Genomic DNA, 19,172 nt, shown 5'->3' on the forward strand with positions numbered 1-19,172 from the left:
TATTTGATTAAGCAGGCGGTTAGCCCGGCATCTGCCATTTGCCATTGACCAGACGCGGGATGTTCAGCGGGTTGGCATCCTTGATTGGGGCCGGCAGCAGCGCATCCGGGAAGGCCTGATAGGAGACCGGACGGACAAAGCGTTTGATGGCAAGCGACCCGACCGAGGTCGAACGCGAGTCCGTGCTTGCCGGATAAGGACCGCCATGCACCATGGAATGGCAGACCTCGACACCGGTCGGCCAGCCATTGATCAGGATACGACCTGCACATTTTTCAAGCGCCGGACGCAGGGCATTGGCCAGATCGGCATCGCCATCAACCATATGGATGGTCGCGGTCAGCTGACCGATCAGGGTGGTCGAAAGCGCAATCATGTCTTCGATGCTATCGCATTCGACAATGATACCAGCCGGGCCAAACATTTCTTCGGCCAGTTCCGGGTTGGCTTTCCAGTCGGCTGCGGTGGTGCGGAAGATCGCTGGGCTGCCTTCAAATTTGCCATCAGAATCGCGCCGTTTGAGTGCACAGGTGACCTTGCCATGTTTGGTCATGGCATCAGTGACCTCGTGATAGGCGCTTGAAACGCGATCGGTCAGCATGGCGGTGCCGCCAACCTGACCCAACTCGCTTGCGGCAGTATCGACAAAGGTATCGAGATCCGCACCCTTAAGCGCGATCAGAAGACCCGGATTGGTGCAGAACTGGCCAACACCCATGGTCAGTGACGCGACCCAGCCCTTGGCAATGTCGGCGGCCTTTTCACCCATTGCCTTGGGCAGCAGGAAGACCGGGTTGTTTGAACCGAGTTCGCCATAGAACGGGATCGGTTCCGGGCGGGAAACAGCAATGTCAAACAGCGCACGACCGCCACCGGTCGAGCCGGTAAAGCCAACCGCCTTGATCATCGGATGGGCCACCAACGCCTGACCAACCTTGCGGGTGCCGCCATGGATCAGGCTGAATACGCCTTTGGGCATGCCGGTTTTTGCAACGGCTGCCTCGATTGCCTTGGCGACAACTTCCGAGGTGCCCGGATGGGCGGCATGGCCCTTGAAAACAACCGGGCAACCAGCAGCCAGGGCAGATGCGGTGTCACCGCCCGCAGTCGAAAATGCCAGCGGGAAGTTTGACGCGCCAAACACACCAACCGGACCAAGCGCCTTGTTCATCACGCGGATGTCAGGTTTTGGCAGCGGCTGACGATCAGGTTGTGCTGTTTCAATGCGGGCTTCAAACCATGAACCCTCTTCGATCCAGTCGGCAAAGAAGCGCAGCTGGCCAACGGTGCGGCCGCGCTCGCCAGTCAGGCGCGCAGCAGGCAAGGCGGATTCAAGCGTGCCGATTTCGGTGATTTCATCGCCGCGTGCATCAATCTCGTCGGCGATGGCGCGCAGGAATTCCGCGCGTTTGGCCGGCAGCATGGATGCGAACTCTTCGGCGCAGGCCTGGGCTGCGACAACCGCCTGATCAACGATTTCCTCTGTGCCGTGCTGGAATTTGGTCGGGAGCTTGTCGCCCGTTGACGGATTGTCGGCCTGAAAGACATCGGGACCATTAATCCATTCGCCTGCGACATAGTGCTTTCCACTGAACATGTGGGATCTCCTGTGGGGTTAAGTCCTGTACCTGACGGGACTGCGCGCATCAATCCGGCCGACAGCACACACCCAAAATGCGGGCGGGATCGGGCCAAATGGCGCAATCTGAGAAACTGGGCGCAGCTTAGGTTTTCGAACCGCCGATGTAAACATCATACAATATGATAATAACGTGACCGGGGCCGAAAAGCCTGTTGGCGTGGACCATAGCAAAGGATTACGGTTCGCGTCGAATATTTTATACAAAATAGCTAATCAGATTGAAATCCGCAGGTTTTCGAGAGGAAAATTCGGTGCGGGCGGCAGTGAAAATTGATGCGGCAGGTGTCGGTGTGCAGGACGCCTTGGTTCCGAAGCGTCGTCACTTGGGACACTTTTCGGGCGCGTTGATAGGCCCGGTGGCAGGTGAAACAGCGACTGAATTGTGCTGGTTTGGATAAATGTGAGGATTGCTCACATAAGCTGCAGAGCGATGGTTGGCTAGCTTTGGTCGGCTGTCTTCGTCTTGGACTCAGCTGGCTTCCGAGGTCGGGATGCGGCCAAAGATGCTGGCGAAATCGGTTTTGCCGGGCTTGGGGCGCTGCAGCTGCAGGCGATCGCGAATGGCATCGAGGTGGCGTGACATTTCGGCGGCTGCGACATCCGGGTCACCGCTCAGCAGCGCATTAAGCAACTGGTCATGCTCTGTGTGGGAGCAGTCGACTGGCTGTGGGCTTTCATACATCGCGATAATAAGTGACGTGCGCAGGATCAGGCGTTCGAGGAATTCCTCGATCACCAGATTGCCGCTGAGCCGGGCGAGTAACAGATGGAATTCGCCCGACAGGATGATGGCCGCACGATGATCGCCGCGATGATGAGCATCATGTTCACGATCAAGATGTTCCTTGATCTGTTCGGCGCGCTCCGGGGTCATGTTGGTGGCGACCTTGCGGGCAACGCCATCCTCGATCATGCGGCGCGCGGAAAAGACTTCGATGGCCTCATCAATGGTCGGCTCGGAAACAAAGGCGCCGCGATTGGGGACCAGATTGATCAGTTTGTCATGGGCGAGCTGCAGGAAGGTGGCGCGAATGCGCGCCCGACTGACGCCAAAGGTTTTGGCAAGATCTTCCTCGACGAGCTTCATGCCCGGCTCCAGACGGCGATCAAGGATCGCGTCGAGCATCTCGTGATAGATCATTTCCTCCGGGCGCAGCTTTTCGCTGCCTTTATAGCTGCCGGTCTGGTCGGCCCTGGCCATCGTGACGATACTTTCCATCGTTCATGTTCGTTGGGTGGTCATACATTTCTACAAAATTGTTGACGATTTACACAACAGAAAACTGGCCCTGCATTATCCCGCCTCAAAGGAAAATGATTATAAATTTTGCATATGAATCGTTGTGATTAATAAAAGGGCATAAACTGAGCATAAAACGGGCAGAATGGTGCTCTGCACAAACGCTATGGTTTCGGGTGTTTGACGAGACTCGTTGGAAAACTGCCAATGAAAACAAGTGGCACGCATCTTGCCTTGGATCGCTGACATGATTGTTAACAATTTTGCATGCAGCGACGGGTGAGCGGATGACGGGCAACGGGGCCATTGAATTGATTGCTGTCAGTAAATTCTACGGCAGCACACAGGCAGTGAAATCGATTGATCTGCAAATTCCGGCAGGGGCGTATTGCTGCTTGATCGGCCCGTCCGGGTGCGGCAAGTCGACCACGCTGCGCATGATTGCCGGTCACGAAGTGATCAGCGAAGGCGATCTTCTGATCGGGGATCGCAATGTGACGGAATTGCCGCCGGTCAAACGCGGCACGGCAATGATGTTCCAGAACTACGCGCTTTTCCCGCACATGACCTGTGCGGAGAACGTCGCCTTTGGCCTCAAGATGCAAGGTGTCTCCCCATCGGATCGTAAAGATCGGGCCAAAGAGATGCTGGCCCGGGTCCATATGGAGCAATTTGCGGATCGCAAGCCCGACCAGCTCTCAGGCGGGCAGCAGCAGCGTATTGCGCTTGCACGTTCCCTGATTACGGAGCCGTCTGTTCTGTTGCTTGACGAGCCGCTTTCGGCCCTTGATCCGTTCCTGCGGGCGCGCATGCGTGATGAATTGCGCCGCCTTCAGCAGGAACTGGGCATTACGTTTGTCCACGTTACCCACGCCCAGGATGAGGCATTGGCGCTTTCGGACATGGTTGTGGTGATGGAAGACGGGATCATTCGCCAGAAAGGCACCCCGCACGAAATCTTTAACCAGCCCAAATCACGCTTCATTGCGAACTTCATGGGTGGTCAGAACATCTTCAAAGGCACCGTTTCGGAATCCGGCCCGGCGGGTACCCTGCTTGCGCGCGGGCCTGACAGCTTCTTCCTGCCCGGTTTTGCCGAGGGCAAGGCAGGCGAGGACATCGAATTCACCATTCGTACCGACCTGATCGGTCTGGACGAAACGCCACCCGAAGACACCAAGAACGGTCAGATCCCTGTCGAAATCACCACGGTCGAATATCTCGGCCTGTGGGTTCGGATTGTCGCAACGACAGCCGACGGCAAGGAAATAACCCTAATGAAGACCGAAAGCGAATTTCGGCAGGCACCGGTCAGGCGACTGGACAAATTCATCGCCTATTGGAAGCCGGAACATGCACATGTTCTGGCCTGAATGAAATAAACCAACAAGCTATCAGGAGTGCTTCACATGACGATCGAAAAGAAAATTTCGAAGAAGACCATCGCGACGGAAACCGGCGTTTCGCGCCGTGGCTTTGTTAAGGGTGCAGCGGCTGTTACCGGTGCTGCCATCGGTTCGGGTGCGATCACCGGCTTCCCGACCATCTGGGCGCAGAACATCAAGGACGTTACCCTGCGTCAGTTCGGTACCGGCGTTTCGAACATCAACGCTGTTGCCGACAAGGTCAAAGAAGACCTTGGCTTCACGCTTCAGATGACCGCCCTTGATTCCGACGCGGTTGCCCAGCGTGCGGTTACCCAGCCGAACTCGTTTGATATTGCCGATATCGAATACTGGATTTGTAAGAAGGTTTTCCCGGCTGGCACCATGCAGCCGATGGATACCACCAAGCTCAAAAACTATGAGTACATCTCCAAGCTGTTCATTGATGGCAAGCTGACCCCGGATTCCGAGATTGCCCAGGGTACCGCGCCGCATACCGTTGGCTTCGTTGAAGGTGCCGACAGTGTCGAATTCGCATCTGCACCGACCCAGTGGATGACCCTGATCCCGACCATCTATAACGCAGATACGCTTGGCATTCGCCCGGACCTGATTGATCGTGAAATCAACAGCTGGGCCGATTTGCTTGATCCGGCATTCAAGGGCAAGGCATCGATCCTCAACATTCCGTCGATCGGCATCATGGATGCAGCGATGGTGTGCGAAGCCATGGGCGAAGTGACCTATGGTGATAAAGGCAACATGACCCAGGAAGAAATCGACAAGACCATCGCGGTCATGATCGATGCCAAGAAAGCCGGCCAGTTCCGTGCCTTCTGGAAGAGCTTCGATGAGTCGGTCAACCTGATGGCATCTGGCGAAGTCGTCATTCAGTCCATGTGGTCGCCAGCAGTTGCAGCGGTTCGTTCCAAAGGCATCGCATGTAAGTACCAGCCGCTTAAGGAAGGCTACCGTGCATGGGGTGGCGGCATCGGTCTTGCCAAGCACCTTTCGGGTCTCGAGCTTGAAGCAGCCTACGAATATATCGACTGGTACCTGTCGGGCTGGGTTGGTGCGTATCTTAACCGTCAGGGTTACTACAGCGCCGCACCGGCAACCGCGAAGAAGTTCATGTCCGAAGACGAATGGGGCTTCTGGATGGAAGGCAAAGCCGCCGAAGGCGACATCCTTTCCCCGGATGGCAAGGTCATGGAAAAAGCAGGTGCCGTTCGCGATGGCGGTTCCTACGAAGAGCGTATGGGCTCGGTCGCGTGCTGGAACTCCGTCATGGACGAGAACAAGCACATGGTCCGCAAATGGAACGAATTCATCGCAGCATAATCTGCGACAGATTTCTGGTGGGCGCGGCTTTGGCCGCGCCCGTCACCCCGGTTTGATTTTGCTTTTTATTTTCCGGTGCCGGGCCGGGTTTGTTTATTGGTTTTTGCCTTTTGTGTTTAGTTTTCTGGCAGGGTTTCAAGGACAGAGCATGGCTTCTGATACGTCAAAAAGATCGTCCTATTTCCTGATCACGCCGATGGCGCTGATCTTTGCGGTGTTTCTTGTCATCCCGCTTCTGACCATTGTTGTGGTCAGTTTCTGGGACTATGACGAATACCGCATCCTGCCGGACTTCATTTTCGAGAATTACAATTATCTGCTGGGCTCCTCGGTCACCTGGAGCATCTATCTCAACACCTTGAAATACGCCGCACTGACCTGGGTCTTTACGCTTCTGATCGGGTTTACGGTGGCCTATTTCCTGGCGTTCCATGTGCGCAGTCTGACCTGGCAGATCGTTCTGTTTATGGTGTGCACCATTCCGTTCTGGACGTCGAACATCATTCGCATGATTTCGTGGATCCCGTTCCTTGGGCGCAACGGGCTTTTGAACTCTGCCCTGATCAATCTGGGGATTGTCGATCAGCCGCTTGAATTCCTGCTGTTTTCCGATTTCGCAGTCGTGCTGGCAGATGTGCATCTTTATGCGCTGTTCATGGTGGTGCCGATCTTCAATTCCATGATGCGCATTGACCGTTCCCTGATCGAGGCCGCTCGCGATGCCGGGGCCAGCGGGTTTGAGACCCTTAAATCGGTCATTGTACCGCTGTCCAAACCGGGCATCGCCATCGGATCGATCTTTGTCATCACGGTGGTAATGGGCGATTTCATCACCGTGCGCTTGATGAGCGGCGGGCAGAGTGCGTCGGTCGGTTTGCAGATTTCCAACGAAATCGGTCTTCTGCAGTATCCGGCGGCGGCAGCCAGTGCCGTGGTGCTTTTGATTACGGTGTTGCTGATCGTGACGGCACTTCTTCGTCTTGTTGATATCCGCAAGGAGCTGTGATCATGGCATTACTCACCAAAACCCGTGAACGCCGCCCGACCAGCTTCTATTTCCTCGCGGCTTTTTTCGCGCTGTTCGTGCTGTTTCTCTATGGTCCGATGCTGACGATTTTCATTCTGTCCTTCCAGGGCGAGAATGGTGGTTTGACCTTCCCGATGAACGGTTTCTCGTTCCACTGGTTTGGCAATCTGTTTGAACAGCAGGCGGTTGGTGACTTTGGCGGATCGTTCAGCCGGTCGCTCAAGCTTGGCCTAATTGTCATGGTGGTTACAGTTGTTGTGTCCTTCATGGCCGGTCTTGCCTTCCGCAAGCGGTTCCGTGGCGACAGCGTGATTTTCTATCTGGCGATTGCCAGCCTGATCGTGCCGTCGATCCTGATTTCGCTTGGGATTGGTTTGCTGTTCAACATCGTCGAATGGCAGCCGCAATGGTTTACCTCGGCCCTTGGTGCGCATCTGACATGGACCTTCCCGTTCGGGCTTCTGATCATGTTTGCGGTGTTTAACCGGTTTGATCCGTCCTATGAGGAAGCCGCACGCGATTTGGGTGCGAGTAACTGGCAGACCATCCAGTATGTCGTGCTGCCGATGGTTGGGCCGAGCCTGATCGGGGTTGCGATGTTCTCGTTCACCCTGTCTTACGATGAATTTGCCCGTACCCTGATGACGGCAGGTGCGCTTAACACCCTGCCGCTTGAGATCTATGGCATGACGACCAATGTGACCACGCCTGTGCTTTATGCGCTGGGTACGGTGACCACCGGGTTCTCCTTCCTGGTGATTGCCTTGGCACTGGGTACGGTCGCGATCATGCGCCGTCGCAAGGGACAAAAAGCATGAGCCGGATCGCCGTCATCAATCCCAACCTGTCGAGCGGCTTTACCAAAAAGGTCGGTGCACAGGCGCAAAAGATCGTGGCACCGACAACCAAGGTTCTGGCGCTTAACCCGAGTTTTGGTCCCGATAGCATCGAGGGGTATTACGACGAGGCCTTTGCCAGTGTCGGTTTGCTGTCGGTCATTCGCGAGCTTGAAGCCGCCCCCGAGCAGGAAACCGATCCCATCGGTGGTTATGTGGTGGCGTGCTTTGATGATACCGGGGTCGATGCCGCGCGCTGCCTGACCGGTGCGCCGGTTCTGGGGCTGTGCGAGGCTGCCATGCGAATGGCGGCTGCCGTGTCATCGCGCTTTGCGATTGTTACCCCGATGCCGGTTTCGGTCCGCCCACTTGAACATCTGGTGTCGAAATACGGTGCGTCATCGCAATGTGTCGTGCGCGCCGCAGGTGTTCGCACGCTCGATTTCGAAGGCAGCAATGCCAAGGTCGCCTATGCAGCCCTTAAAAAACAAGCCGAGATTTGCCTTGCTGATGATTATGCCGAGGCGATTGTTCTGGGCTGTGCGGGGATGACCGATATTGCTGATCGTTTGACCGAAGAACTGGGCGTGCCGGTGATTGATGGGGTCAGTGCAGCGGTCAAGATGATCGAGGCCATGGCGTTTCTGGGGCTTCGCACCAGTAAGGCGGGGGCTTATGCCAATCCGCCGCTTAAGGCTTATCACGGGATGTTTGCGGAATTTGCGCCGCAAGGGTGATCCTCAGCCGACTAACGGGCCTAGTTTCCAGATCAGGTTTGTTTAAGCGCGTGTTCCACCTCGGACAGGTGGCGGCGCATGGCATCTTCTGCGCGTTTGGGGTCGCGCTGTTCAATCGCATTGATGATATCGCGGTGTTGGGCGCTGAGTTCTTCGATCAGGGTGTCTGAATGGCTGCTTTCACGCATGCGGGCCCAGGCGGCTTCGCGGCGGACGGCATTCACGGCCTCGAACACCGCAAGAAACAGGGTGTTCTTGACCGATTCGGCCAGGCGCTGATGAAAGGCGGCATCCCACTTTTCGTATTCAGCCTGTGTGGTCGCGCTGGCGGCCTTTTCGATCATGCCGCGCATGGCATCAATATCGCCCTGTGACGCGCGAAGGGCTGCGAACCGGGCCATCGATGGCTCGATTTCCTGACGGACTTCCATGATTTCAAACGGGCTGGTTTTGGTGGCCAGCCCTTCAAGCTTGCGCAGGCGCGGGGTCGGCGGAGTACCAACAAAGGTGCCCTGACCCTGACGGCGCCAGATCAGACCTTCGGACTCAAGCTGATCCAGGGCCTTGCGCAATGCTCTGCGGCCAACATCAAGCTGTTCGGCAAGGGTGCGTTCGGCGATCACACGCCCGTCCTTGACGAAGGATCCTTGTGCGAAGCCGGTCTTGAGCTTTTCCGCCAGCGTCTGAGTGGCAAATTCAGTCATGATTGTTGTTCATTTTTAATGGCGTTTCTGTTGACGTTTCTAACGTTCCCTCGCGCGAACCAATGCGCACCTATCATTGTAAGCCATTGGTTTAACAAAGAACAAGACCGTACTATTTCCGTTTGCGCCCAGACGCTTGCGCGCATCCGGGTGCAACCAAGCCTAGCTCAGCAGGTCATAGAACATGCGCGCTGATGTGATCGCCAGAAACAGGCCGAAGCACATGCGAAGGGCGCGGCGCGGAATGGTATGCGCGATCCGGGCACCAATCGGGGCGCACAGCACCGTCATCGGGATCAGAAGGGCGGCAGCCAGAACGTTGACATACCCCAGCGAAAACGGCGGACGGCCATCAACACCGATGCCTGACATGGCATAGCCGATGGTGCCGGGGAGGGCGATGATCAAACCGATTGCGGCCGAGGTGCCCACGGCACGACGGATGTCATAACCGAGAAAATTCAGAACCGGTACACAGATGGTGCCGCCACCAATCCCCATCATCGCCGACAGGCTGCCAGCAATCACGCCGAGCACGGCCCAGACCGATTTCGGCGGGTTCTTGGTCGCGTCGGTTTCGCGGTCTTTAACAAGGATCATGTTGGCGGCAACGAGAAGTGCGACAACAGCAAAGACAATGGTCAGAACCCGGCCATCGGCCAGCCCACCAATCGCGGTGCCAAGGATCACGCCAACAATGATGGCCGGACCCCAATGTTTGAGAAGGGCCGTATCAACCGATCCCTTTTTATAGTGGCTGCGGGTCGATGAGATTGCCGTGGCAATGATCGTGGTCAGCGAGGTGGCAACGGCGACCTGCATGCGCAAACTTTCATCCACGCCCATGGTGGTCAGAAAATGATAAAGCACCGGGACAATCACGATCCCGCCACCAACACCGAGAAGCCCGGCCATGATCCCGCCAAGGACGCCAGCAAACAGCATGGCTGCACCCCAGACGAGATAGAGGCTCATGGCGCCATCCATTTCAAACATTCGAACCAATCCGTACCAATTATGATATCAATTTATAAGTGGTACTATCCATCATTGGCGGAAATGTGCAACATAATCCTTATTTGTAGCCAAATATTATTTTTGCACTTGCGAAATTGGTTTGTTGCTGCCAACAATGTTTCGACAAACAGATTGAACCAAAGTATTAATGGTTCACATATTGCAGGCGAGATATCAGGAGGCAAGATACATGTTCCGCAAGATTGCAGTCGCTGCCGGCTTGTTGGCCGCAGCCATCGCAGGTCCCGCACAGGCGCAGGACTATCCAGAAAAACCGATCGAATTCATCGTGCCGTGGGGCCCGGGTGGCGGCAGTGACACCCTGATGCGTATCGTCGCAATGGGTCTGTCGGAAGTCACCGGTCAGGCTGTGCCGATCGTTAATATGCCAGGTGTTGGCGGGACCGTTGGTCTGGCCGAATTCGCCAAACGTCCGGCTGATGGCTACACCATTTCGCAGATCCACGAAGGCCTTTATACCGCCAACAAGCTTGGCATTACCGAGCTGAGCTACAAGGACTTCATTCCGGTCGCACTGGTGACCTCTTCGCCGCAGTATCTGGTGCTGTCGAAGAATGAAAACTTCTCGAACCTTGAAGAGCTTAAAGCCTATGCCGAAGCAAACCCGGGTGCAGTACGCGCCGGTGTGACCCTTGGCGGTGTTCCGCATCTTCACATGGCAATGATCGAAGAAGCCCTTGGTGTTGAATTCAGCTATGTCGGTTTCCGTGACACCGGCGAGCGTATCCGTGCGGCTGTTGGTGGCAACGTTGATATCGTCATTGGTGACGTAGCATCGGCCAGCGAGTTTGTGAAAAACGGCGACCTGATCTTTGCCGGTGTTGGCACCGAAGAACGCACTTCCGAAGAGCCGGACGTCCCGACCATGGCCGAACAGGGTTATGATCTGTCGATGGCTGTGACCCGTGGTGTTGTTCTTCCGGCCGGTACCCCGGATGCCATCGTCGAGGCACTTGATGCCGCCCTTGAAAAAGCTATGGCACTTCCGGACATCCGCGAAAAGATGACCAATGCCGGTTCGGCCGACATCTATCTCGGTCACGAGGCATACAAAGCCTATCTCGACAAACTTGATGGTGAAGTCGACAAAGTTGTCGGCAAACTTCAGGGATGAGTCAGTCGACTGCGAAAGCAGCAGCAGCGGACGCAGGTGCGTCCGCTGCTCTTCGTGCAAGAACTGAAGTCGCACGGCTGATTTCCTATATCGTTATCGGTTCGGGTGCTGCCTTTCTAAGTCTTCGGGCCAGCACGTTGCCGACGTCTCGCTGGGAGCCGCTTGGCGCGGGTTCCTTCCCCGAACTGGTTTTCGGGGTGCTTGCGGTTTTGTGTATGGTTGCTGCGGTTCGTGCGGTGATCGATATCCGCAAGGCTGGCGGCGCAACCCGTTTGGGAACGTCATTTTCGAAGTGGTTTGTCACCCGGCGCTACTCCTTTGCGCTGTTCGGGCTTCTGGTGGTTTATCTGCTGTCGCTGCCGCTTGGCGGCTTTTCGCTGACCACCTTTGTGTTTCTGCTGATCGCGCAATTGATGATCGCAGGTATTTCCAAAAAGACCCTCATCCAGTCGCTGATCGCCGCCCTGATTTTCTCGGTCGGCTTGAACATGCTGTTTGCAGAAGTCTTTAACGTGTTCCTCCCGCGCGGCGTGCTGTTTGCGGGCTAGATAAAGTTTTACGATGATGTTGGATGCATTTCTTGCCGGTGCACATCAGGTTTTCGCATTCGATACCCTGATTTACATGCTGATCGGTTCCGTCGCCGGGATCGTGGCGGCTGCAATTCCGGGCTTCACCGTCACCATGGCGATCATTCTGACCTTGCCGCTGACCTTTACCATGGGTCCGTTGCAGGGGGTTTCGGTGATGCTGTCGGTTTATGTCGGCGGCTATACCGGCGGTCTGATCAGTGCCGCGCTTCTGGGGATTCCCGGTACGCCAAGTTCGGTCGCAACCACCTTTGACGCCTATCCGATGGCGCGCGGTGGTGAGCCGGGGCGTGCGCTTTCGCTCGGGGTCTGGTCGTCCTTCTTCGGGACTGTCATTTCTACCATCGTTCTGATCCTTGCCGCCCCGCCGCTTGCGATGATCGCGGTCAAGCTGGGTCCGTGGGAATATTTCTCGCTGATCGTCTTTGCACTGACCATTGTGGCAAGCCTTGTGGGCAATTCGCTGATGCGCGGTCTGATTGCCGGGGTGATTGGTCTGGGTCTTGCGACCATTGGTCCCGATCCGATGATGGGCCAGCCGCGTCTGACGTTTGACTCCGCCATCCTGACCCCGGGCCTGCCGTTCCTTGTTGTCCTGATCGGGATCTTTGCGATCAGCCAGCTGATGGGCGAGGTCGAGGATCATGGCAAGGGCAATAGCAGCGATGCGCTTATCCCCGATGTGATCGAATTCAAGACCTGGGCTGTCATGCGCGAAGTTCTGATGCATCCGGTCAATCTGGTGCGGTCATCGCTGGTCGGCGTGTTTATCGGTGCGCTTCCAGGTGCCGGTGGATCGATTGCCAACCTTCTGGCCTATGATCAGGCCAAACGGAGTTCGAAGAATCCCGAGGAGTTCGGTAAAGGCAACCCGGATGGTGTGATCGCGTCCGAAGCCGGGAACTCTGCCACGGCCGGTGGTGGTCTTATTCCGATGATTGCACTGGGTATTCCGGGATCGGCGGTTGATGCCATCCTGATGGCCGCCCTTATGGTGCATGGCATTTCGGTTGGTCCGCGTCTGATCATGGATAATGCCGATCTGGCCTATGGCATGTTTGTCGCCATGGTTGTTGCGTCGCTGATGATGCTGGTTGTTTGTGTTTTGTCGATGCGCCTGTTCCTGCGCGTGACTGACATTCCCAAGCAGTTCATTGTGCCGACCGTGATGATCTGTTGCGTGATCGGGGCCTTTGCGCTCAATAACCGGGTGACCGATCTTTATCTGCTCGGCGCGATTGGCCTTGTCGGCTATGGATTGAAGTCAATTGATTATCCGCTGGCACCGCTGGTGCTGGGGGTCATTCTGGGCCCGATCGCCGAGACCAACCTGCGTCGTGCGCTGATGAGTGACGGCGACTGGACGGTCTTCTTTACCCGTCCGATTTCCGCCGTTCTGCTGGCGGCTGCCCTGCTTTCTGTCATCTTCAGTGTCCGTTCGGTCCTGAAGATGCGCAAAAAAGACCGTCCTGCCACCGATGAACAAGACGGCGATTAGGATTAGGAGACTTCCATGAAACTTCGTCACGACGCGCTTTATGCCTCACGCCGGTCGCCGGTTTTGGCGCGCAATATGGTTTCAACATCCCAGCCGCTTGCAGCCCAGGCCGGTCTTCGCATGTTGCTGGCGGGTGGTAATGCCGCCGATGCGGCATTGGCATCTGCCATTGCGCTGACCGTGGTTGAGCCAACTGGTAACGGGCTTGGCTCAGACGCCTATGCTATCATCTGGGATGGCAAGGAACTGCATGGTTTGAATGCATCTGGCCGTGCGCCGGCTGCCTGGAACCCGGAACGCTTTGCCGGGGCTGACACCATGCCACAGCGGGGTTGGGAAGCTGTTACCACGCCGGGTGCGGTTTCTGCATGGCGTGAAATTTCCGACAAGTTTGGCAAATTGCCGTTCGAAAAGCTGTTCGAGCCGGCCATTGAATATGCGACCCGTGGCTTTGCGGTATCGCCGATCATTGCCACCCTTTGGGAAAAGGGTGGAGATTTGCTGGGCAAGCAGCCGGGCTTTGCCGAGGCGTTCCTGCCCGGTGGCAAGGCACCCAAGGCGGGCGAGTTGTTTGTCAACAAGGCTGCTGCCGAAAGCCTGATCGATATTGCCGAAACCAAGGGCGAGAGCTTCTATCGCGGCAAACTGGCAAGCAAGATTGCCGCCTTTGCCAAGGAACATGGTGCAGCACTTTCCGAAGAAGACCTTGGTAATCACAAGGCCGATTGGGTTGGCACGATTTCGCAGGCCTTTGGCAATGTGAAGCTGCATGAAATTCCGCCAAACGGGCAGGGGATTTCGGCCCTGATCGCACTCGGCATCCTGCGCCACACCAACATTACCGATTACGAACCGGATTCGGTCGAGGCGCTTCATCTTGAGATCGAGGCGATGAAACTGGCCTTTGCCGATATGCGCGAATACGTTGCCGACCTTGATTACATGACCGATGTCACGGTCGAGCATCTGCTGTCTGACGATTATCTGAAATCGCGTGCAGCCCTGATTGATGCCAACAAGGCGCAGGACTTCAAGGCCGGGGCCCCCAAACATGGTGGCACGGTCTATGTCAGTGCGGCGGATGAAAACGGCATGATGGTGTCGTTCATTCAGTCGAACTATATGGGCTTTGGCTCTGGCGTTGTGGTGCCGGGCACCTCGATCAGCCTGCAGAACCGTGGTCACGGCTTTAGCCTGAAAGATGGTCACCCGAACCTGGTCAAGGGTGGCAAACGTCCGTTCCAGACGATCATTCCGGCCTTCCTGATGGGCCTTGATGGCAATCCGGTCATGAGCTTTGGCGTCATGGGCGGTCCGATGCAGGCACAGGGGCATCTGCAGATGACGCTTCGCACACAGCTTTGGGGGCAGGATCCGCAAACCGCGGCTGATGCCCCGCGCTGGCAGGCGCTTTCCGGGCTGAATGTTGCGGTCGAAACCTCGGTCGGGGCGGATGTGATTGATGCGCTCAAGGCCAAGGGCCATGTGATCAAGGTTGAAACCCCTGACAGCACCAATTTCGGGTTTGGCGGCGCGCAGCTGATTGCCAAAACCGATGCCGGTTATGTCGCAGGTTCCGATCCGCGCAAGGATGGTTGTGCGGTCGGATACTGATCGCGCGCCCTTTCGCGCAAATTTCGCAGATCAAAAGACAAATGGCCGACCCGTTCATACGGGCCGGCCATTGTCATACCGGGCAACAGGGAGCCAGGGAGGGACCCGGATTAGGTCATCCCGAGATCGGGATTATTGTGCGCCGATGGTCAGACCTTTGGGCGCCATTTTCTCGTCAGCCAGTTTCGCGTCTTCGATCGACTCGATGATGTCCCAGTTGTGGTCAGCACCACGAATGAAGCCCGGGATATCGGCAACCCAGCGGGTCTGGATTTCTTTGTTCAGGTTCAGATAGAGCTTGTCGTCAACGATGCGCCATGCCTGAGGATCGGCACCGAATTTACGACCCATTGCCGCACCAAAGGCGCAGAACCCGCCATATTGCGGCGCATATTTTTCCGGGTTGGCATTAAACAGGTCGCGGTTTTCAGCGCTGGCAAAGCGATAGGTCGCGCCGCCATGTTCGGCCTTGAACTCAGAGTTACCCGGGGTCGGGGCGCCAACGGTGAAGTAGGCAACCGGGTCGAAACCCTGCAGGGCGTAGCCATCGACAATGTTGACTTCCTGTGCGGCATTTGCCGGTGCGGTGGTGGCAACAATGCTGCCGACTGCGGAAATACCCAGGACAGCAGCCAGGGCAGCGGAACGCAAGAAGCTATAACGTTTGGTCATCTTTTCATCTCCTTCACGGGGTGATCACTTGGTGTTTACTGGCAGGCGATCACGGAACTGGTTCATCAAGAGGTCGTCTTGAAATCTGAAAACAGACTACCGTCGGAGAAGTGACTTGTTGTCTGAGGAAGCACGCAATTCGTCTGAGAAGGATGTCCTGTCTGATCTGTTCGCCGGAAATCACCCGCGCGGTGATGTGATCTTTGCTGGAACCCATTGCGGCAGCAGCCATCATCAGGGGCGGGTGGATCTGCCATCGCAACAGCAGGGCATGCTGCATGTCCTGCAACGTGGCGCCATGCGCGTTCTGTTTGACGGGCGTGAACAGGTTCTTCTGGATCGACCGGGTGTTGTCCTGTTTGGCAGTCCTGTGCCCCACGATATCGACACGCCTGAACATGGATCCGAGGTTGTCTGTGCCAATCTGGATTTCCCCGATACAGGGTTGAGCCCGGCCAAGCTTGGCCTGCCGGAATATCTGGTGCTGCCTTTCGACGAGATCCCGGGCCTAGAAGCCATCACGGGCCAGCTGTTTTCGGAATCACAGGGCCTGCAGCCCGGACAGCGCACCGCGATCAATCTTCTGGTCGATCTGTTGTTATTGATGGTGTTGCGCCATTGTCAGGCGCAGAACCTTGTAAGGCCGGGTATTCTTGCCGCCCTGCGGGACCCGCGAATTGCGCGCGTGGTGGGTGAACTTCATCAGAAGCCGGGTGAAAACTGGTCGATCGAACGCCAAGCCGAAACTGCGGGCATGTCACGGGCGAGCTTTGCCGCCCGCTTTCGTGATTTGCTGGGCACATCGCCCGGTGATTTCCTGCAAACCATCCGCCTTGATCTGGCCTTTGGCCTGTTGCGTGAAGGCAAAAGACTGCAGGCGGTGGCAAGTCAGGTCGGCTATCGCAGCACCACGGCACTGGCACGTGCCATTCAGCAGCGCCACAAGGTTTCGCCGCGTGAATTGATTGCCGATTCCAGCGCGGAAAGCGGCGCGTTTCAATCGGCAGTTTGACAACCGGTTTTACGTTTCCGTCAAGCGGTTCTTCACGGCGTTTTTCCGTTGCGGCCTATGCAAAAATGACGCTTTGCCAATGACATGTCCGGGATTAAAGCAATCCTTTCGGGCAACTTGTCAGTTGTGGCTTTGCGGATTCTTACCCTGATCACGACACATTCCTGCCCTGTTTTCTGTGCACAACAGCAACCAATAATTTCGGAAAAATCCAACGGTTGGTAGCAGATAGAAGCATGACGCAACATTTTCAGCAGCACATGAAGCTGCCCTTCAGACGTGTTCTTTTGGGTGCTGTGGCATCCTCGCTGATCATGATTGGCGGGGCCGCAACCATCCATGCACAGGAAAATGCGCCAGCACCGGCCGCGACAAGCAGCGAGGCACCTTCGCCTTTAGAAGCACCTGCGGAAACCGCACAGACGGCCCCGGTCGCGGATAGCGAAGCAACTGGTGATGAGGCGCCCGCAGAAGACGTGGCAGCCGATGTTGTGCCAGCAGATGCATCTGATACACCCAAACAGGCCAATGTTTCCAAACCCGTGATGTTTGATCCGGCGATGGTGACGGATCTTGCGCGCAATCTGGCGACCCAGCCGTTTGAAAATCCGCATCGCGAATTGCCCGAAGCGCTTTCGGACTTGAGTGCGGAAGAATACGCACAGATCCGATTCAAGTCGCAGCGCGCCTTCTTTAACCCGGCCGAAACCGATTTCAGTCTGGAGCTGTTCCATCCGGGCACGATGTATGACGTGCCGGTGACCATCAATCTGGTGCGAGGCGGCGAAGTACAGGTCATTCCGTTCTCTGCCGGATTGTTTGATTTCGGCAAGACCGGCCTGTCGGGCAATGATTTTTCCACCCAGAACTATGCCGGGTTCCGCCTGCGCTATCCGTTATCAGACGTCACAAGTACTGATGAACTGACCCGTTTCCTTGGCGCGTCCTATTTCCGCCTGCAGGGGCAGGGCCAGTCGATTGGTCAGATGGCGCGTGGTCTTGCGGTCGACCTTGCCGGTCCGACAGGTGAAGAAATCCCGGTTTTCCGTGAATTCTGGATTGTCGAGCCCGCGGATGGTAGCGAGACCATCACAGTCTATGCGCTTCTCGACAGCGCACGTATCACCGGCGCCTATCAGTTTGATATTACGCCGGGCACACGCAGTCAGGCCGATATCAAGGCCCATCTGTTCTTCCGTGATCGCGTGGAAAAGATCGGCATTGCACCGCTTAACGGGATGTTCCTGTTTGGCGAACAGCGCCGCCGTTTCTTTGATGATTATCGCGGCGAAGTGCATTCCAGCGACGGGCTTCTGATCAATAACGGGCGTGGCGAATGGCTGTGGCGTCCGTTGGATAATCCCGAAAACCTGCAGATGAGCTCGTTTTTGGATGAAAACCCGATCGGGTTTGGTCTTTTGCAGCGCGATCGTAATTTCGATCATTATCAGGACCTGGAAAAACGTTTTGATCAGCAGCCGGGCTATTGGGTGACGCCGAAGGGCAAATGGGGCAAGGGCCATATCGAACTGGTCGAAATCCCGAGCCCGTCGGAAACCAACGACAATATCGTCGCCTATTGGGTGCCTGAAACCAAGCCGGCTGCCGGTGGGGAAATGCAGGTCGCCTATAGCGTCACCGCAACGCGTGATGGCACCGGCCTTCATGGCATGGCACAGGCCACCGATACCCGTATTCAGCGACTGGCCGCCCAAGGCAATGAAGATCAGGCCGGCACACGGTTTGTCTTGAACTTTGCCGGTGGTGATCTGGATTATTTCACCAAGGATGCCAAGAACCTGCGTGCTGATATCAGCGCGTCCGAGGGCGAGGTTCGCAACATTCGCATTCTGCCCGATCCGGAAAATGGCGGCGTGCGCGTGATCTTTGATCTGGTCAATACCAGTGATGCCACCTCAAGCAACCTTCGCGCCTTCATCCTCTATCAGGACAAGGTCCTGAGCGAGACCTGGACCATGCCGTGGGCATTCTGATCCTTTGCGATCAAATGCCAGCGATAGCCAGAAACAGATAACGCCGGATAAGCCAGATGACAGAAGCTGCCAACACACCAGCCAAAGGGACCGCCCCTGCAGACGGACCAGATGACGCGTTTTGCGATCCGACGGTCAAGCTGCGCGGACCCGGTGTCGGGTCGCGGCGGTTTTTCCTGTTCGGGGCGTCGATTGCAGCCACCGCCTATGCCGCGTGGCTGATGACCGATGTTTTGGGCGCAGATCAACTGACCATCATGGAAATGGTCGTGGTGGCGTTCTTTACCATCAACTTTGCCTGGATTTCGCTTTCGTTCTTTACCGGCATTGTCGGGTTGGTGTTGCGTGGCTTGAAGCTTGATGCGATTACGCTCAAACGCCTGAAACCCATCGCGCGCAAGGGTCGCCTGCGGTCAAAGAACGTTGTGGTGATCCCGGTCTATAACGAAGATCCCAACCGCGTTTTTGCCGGATTGCGCGCAAGCTATGAAAGTCTGGCGGCGACCGGCGAGCTTGATGCGTTTCATTTCTTTGTGTTGTCTGATACCCGCGATCCCGACATCTGGATTGCCGAGGAAATGGCATGGGCCAAGGCGTGCGCGGATCTGAATGCGCGCGGCAAGATATTCTTCCGCCGCCGGGCGGAAAACACCGAACGCAAGTCCGGCAACCTCAAGGAATTCTGCGAGACCTATGCGGCGAATTACGATCACATGATCGTCTTTGAC

The 19,172-nt window shown here is 56.3% G+C and carries 16 protein-coding genes and 1 pseudogene; 12 read left to right on the forward strand and 5 right to left on the reverse strand.

What is annotated here, in order from left to right; translation table 11 throughout:
* Positions 1-19: 19 nt before the first annotated feature.
* Positions 20-1,597 (reverse strand): aldehyde dehydrogenase (NADP(+)), encoded by a 1,578-nt coding sequence (locus CMO10_RS18920; protein WP_297024905.1) that lies wholly within the window; start codon positions 1,595-1,597, stop codon positions 20-22.
* A gap of 514 nt (positions 1,598-2,111) precedes the next feature.
* Entirely contained in the window at positions 2,112-2,861 is a 750-nt protein-coding gene (locus CMO10_RS18925) for a GntR family transcriptional regulator (protein ID WP_052657685.1), read from the reverse strand.
* 308 nt (positions 2,862-3,169) lie between these two features.
* Between CMO10_RS18925 and CMO10_RS18930 the strand changes: the two genes are divergently transcribed.
* The 5 genes from CMO10_RS18930 (at position 3,170) to CMO10_RS18950 (ending at position 8,208) form a co-directional block, all read left to right on the forward strand.
* Positions 3,170-4,255, forward strand: a complete 1,086-nt coding sequence (locus CMO10_RS18930; protein WP_297024907.1) for an ABC transporter ATP-binding protein — start codon at positions 3,170-3,172, stop codon at positions 4,253-4,255.
* A gap of 36 nt (positions 4,256-4,291) precedes the next feature.
* Complete coding sequence (locus tag CMO10_RS18935) at positions 4,292-5,608, forward strand: ABC transporter substrate-binding protein (RefSeq protein ID WP_297024908.1); 1,317 nt, start codon at positions 4,292-4,294, stop codon at positions 5,606-5,608.
* Between the two features lie 148 nt (positions 5,609-5,756).
* Positions 5,757-6,614 (forward strand): ABC transporter permease, encoded by an 858-nt coding sequence (locus CMO10_RS18940; RefSeq protein ID WP_297024910.1) that lies wholly within the window; start codon positions 5,757-5,759, stop codon positions 6,612-6,614.
* A 2-nt stretch (positions 6,615-6,616) separates the two neighbouring features.
* Positions 6,617-7,453: an ABC transporter permease gene (locus CMO10_RS18945; protein ID WP_008888642.1), complete on the forward strand. Its 837-nt coding sequence runs from the start codon at positions 6,617-6,619 to the stop codon at positions 7,451-7,453.
* Positions 7,450-8,208, forward strand: coding sequence for an aspartate/glutamate racemase family protein (locus tag CMO10_RS18950; RefSeq protein ID WP_297024912.1), 759 nt, complete (start codon positions 7,450-7,452; stop codon positions 8,206-8,208). Before CMO10_RS18945 ends, CMO10_RS18950 begins: the two co-directional genes overlap by 4 nt.
* Positions 8,209-8,240: 32 nt before the next feature.
* Here the strand turns inward: CMO10_RS18950 and CMO10_RS18955 are convergent, their stop codons facing one another.
* Both CMO10_RS18955 and CMO10_RS18960 read right to left on the reverse strand, forming a co-directional pair.
* Positions 8,241-8,912: a FadR/GntR family transcriptional regulator gene (locus CMO10_RS18955; protein ID WP_297024914.1), complete on the reverse strand. Its 672-nt coding sequence runs from the start codon at positions 8,910-8,912 to the stop codon at positions 8,241-8,243.
* Between the two features lie 162 nt (positions 8,913-9,074).
* Positions 9,075-9,908, reverse strand: coding sequence for a sulfite exporter TauE/SafE family protein (locus CMO10_RS18960; RefSeq protein WP_044829806.1), 834 nt, complete (start codon positions 9,906-9,908; stop codon positions 9,075-9,077).
* A gap of 211 nt (positions 9,909-10,119) precedes the next feature.
* Between CMO10_RS18960 and CMO10_RS18965 the strand changes: the two genes are divergently transcribed.
* Genes CMO10_RS18965 through CMO10_RS18980 form a run of 4 tightly spaced genes read left to right on the forward strand, consistent with a single transcriptional unit; the run spans position 10,120 to position 14,766 of the window.
* The gene (locus CMO10_RS18965; protein ID WP_297024916.1) at positions 10,120-11,064 is read left to right on the forward strand and encodes a tripartite tricarboxylate transporter substrate binding protein; all 945 of its coding nucleotides are present in this window, start codon (positions 10,120-10,122) and stop codon (positions 11,062-11,064) included.
* Positions 11,061-11,612 carry a tripartite tricarboxylate transporter TctB family protein gene (locus tag CMO10_RS18970; protein ID WP_297024918.1) on the forward strand — a complete coding sequence of 184 codons (552 nt, stop codon included), beginning with the start codon at positions 11,061-11,063 and terminating at the stop codon, positions 11,610-11,612. The genes CMO10_RS18965 and CMO10_RS18970 overlap by 4 nt, the downstream gene beginning before the upstream one ends.
* A 13-nt stretch (positions 11,613-11,625) precedes the next feature.
* A complete protein-coding gene (locus CMO10_RS18975) occupies positions 11,626-13,152 on the forward strand; it encodes a tripartite tricarboxylate transporter permease (RefSeq protein WP_297024919.1) in 1,527 nt (508 codons plus the stop codon).
* A gap of 15 nt (positions 13,153-13,167) precedes the next feature.
* Positions 13,168-14,766: a gamma-glutamyltransferase family protein gene (locus CMO10_RS18980; RefSeq protein WP_297024921.1), complete on the forward strand. Its 1,599-nt coding sequence runs from the start codon at positions 13,168-13,170 to the stop codon at positions 14,764-14,766.
* Between the two features lie 132 nt (positions 14,767-14,898).
* On the opposite strand, the gene CMO10_RS18985 is transcribed toward CMO10_RS18980, so the two are convergent.
* On the reverse strand, positions 14,899-15,438 hold the full coding sequence (locus CMO10_RS18985) for a YHS domain-containing (seleno)protein (protein WP_297024922.1): 540 nt from the start codon (positions 15,436-15,438) through the stop codon (positions 14,899-14,901).
* A 118-nt stretch (positions 15,439-15,556) separates the two neighbouring features.
* Here CMO10_RS18985 and CMO10_RS18990 point away from each other — a divergent pair, with 118 nt between their 5' ends.
* From CMO10_RS18990 to CMO10_RS19000, 3 genes and pseudogenes are all read left to right on the forward strand, one after another.
* Positions 15,557-16,450 carry a cupin domain-containing protein gene (locus CMO10_RS18990; protein WP_297024923.1) on the forward strand — a complete coding sequence of 298 codons (894 nt, stop codon included), beginning with the start codon at positions 15,557-15,559 and terminating at the stop codon, positions 16,448-16,450.
* Positions 16,451-16,686: 236 nt separating this feature from the next.
* Positions 16,687-18,444 (forward strand): OpgD/OpgG family glucan biosynthesis protein, encoded by a 1,758-nt coding sequence (locus CMO10_RS18995; RefSeq protein ID WP_297024925.1) that lies wholly within the window; start codon positions 16,687-16,689, stop codon positions 18,442-18,444.
* Between the two features lie 56 nt (positions 18,445-18,500).
* Positions 18,501-19,172: pseudogene (locus CMO10_RS19000) on the forward strand (glucans biosynthesis glucosyltransferase MdoH); the annotation flags it as partial.

The sequence above is a fragment of the Thalassospira sp. genome (assembly GCF_002709775.1).
Classification (GTDB): domain Bacteria; phylum Pseudomonadota; class Alphaproteobacteria; order Rhodospirillales; family Thalassospiraceae; genus Thalassospira.

Excerpts from the sequence above, each read along its gene's own strand:
- CMO10_RS18975 (WP_297024919.1), top strand. The coding sequence starts at position 11,626 with ATGATGTTGGATGCATTTCTTGCCGGTGCACATCAGGTTTTCGCATTC.
- CMO10_RS18925 (WP_052657685.1), bottom strand. The coding sequence starts at position 2,861 with ATGGAAAGTATCGTCACGATGGCCAGGGCCGACCAGACCGGCAGCTAT.
- CMO10_RS18950 (WP_297024912.1), top strand. The coding sequence starts at position 7,450 with ATGAGCCGGATCGCCGTCATCAATCCCAACCTGTCGAGCGGCTTTACC.
- CMO10_RS18945 (WP_008888642.1), top strand. The coding sequence starts at position 6,617 with ATGGCATTACTCACCAAAACCCGTGAACGCCGCCCGACCAGCTTCTAT.
- CMO10_RS18970 (WP_297024918.1), top strand. The coding sequence starts at position 11,061 with ATGAGTCAGTCGACTGCGAAAGCAGCAGCAGCGGACGCAGGTGCGTCC.
- CMO10_RS18940 (WP_297024910.1), top strand. The coding sequence starts at position 5,757 with ATGGCTTCTGATACGTCAAAAAGATCGTCCTATTTCCTGATCACGCCG.
- CMO10_RS18995 (WP_297024925.1), top strand. The coding sequence starts at position 16,687 with ATGACGCAACATTTTCAGCAGCACATGAAGCTGCCCTTCAGACGTGTT.
- CMO10_RS18920 (WP_297024905.1), bottom strand. The coding sequence starts at position 1,597 with ATGTTCAGTGGAAAGCACTATGTCGCAGGCGAATGGATTAATGGTCCC.
- CMO10_RS18930 (WP_297024907.1), top strand. The coding sequence starts at position 3,170 with ATGACGGGCAACGGGGCCATTGAATTGATTGCTGTCAGTAAATTCTAC.
- CMO10_RS18955 (WP_297024914.1), bottom strand. The coding sequence starts at position 8,912 with ATGACTGAATTTGCCACTCAGACGCTGGCGGAAAAGCTCAAGACCGGC.
- CMO10_RS18980 (WP_297024921.1), top strand. The coding sequence starts at position 13,168 with ATGAAACTTCGTCACGACGCGCTTTATGCCTCACGCCGGTCGCCGGTT.
- CMO10_RS18965 (WP_297024916.1), top strand. The coding sequence starts at position 10,120 with ATGTTCCGCAAGATTGCAGTCGCTGCCGGCTTGTTGGCCGCAGCCATC.
- CMO10_RS18960 (WP_044829806.1), bottom strand. The coding sequence starts at position 9,908 with ATGTTTGAAATGGATGGCGCCATGAGCCTCTATCTCGTCTGGGGTGCA.
- CMO10_RS18935 (WP_297024908.1), top strand. The coding sequence starts at position 4,292 with ATGACGATCGAAAAGAAAATTTCGAAGAAGACCATCGCGACGGAAACC.
- CMO10_RS18985 (WP_297024922.1), bottom strand. The coding sequence starts at position 15,438 with ATGACCAAACGTTATAGCTTCTTGCGTTCCGCTGCCCTGGCTGCTGTC.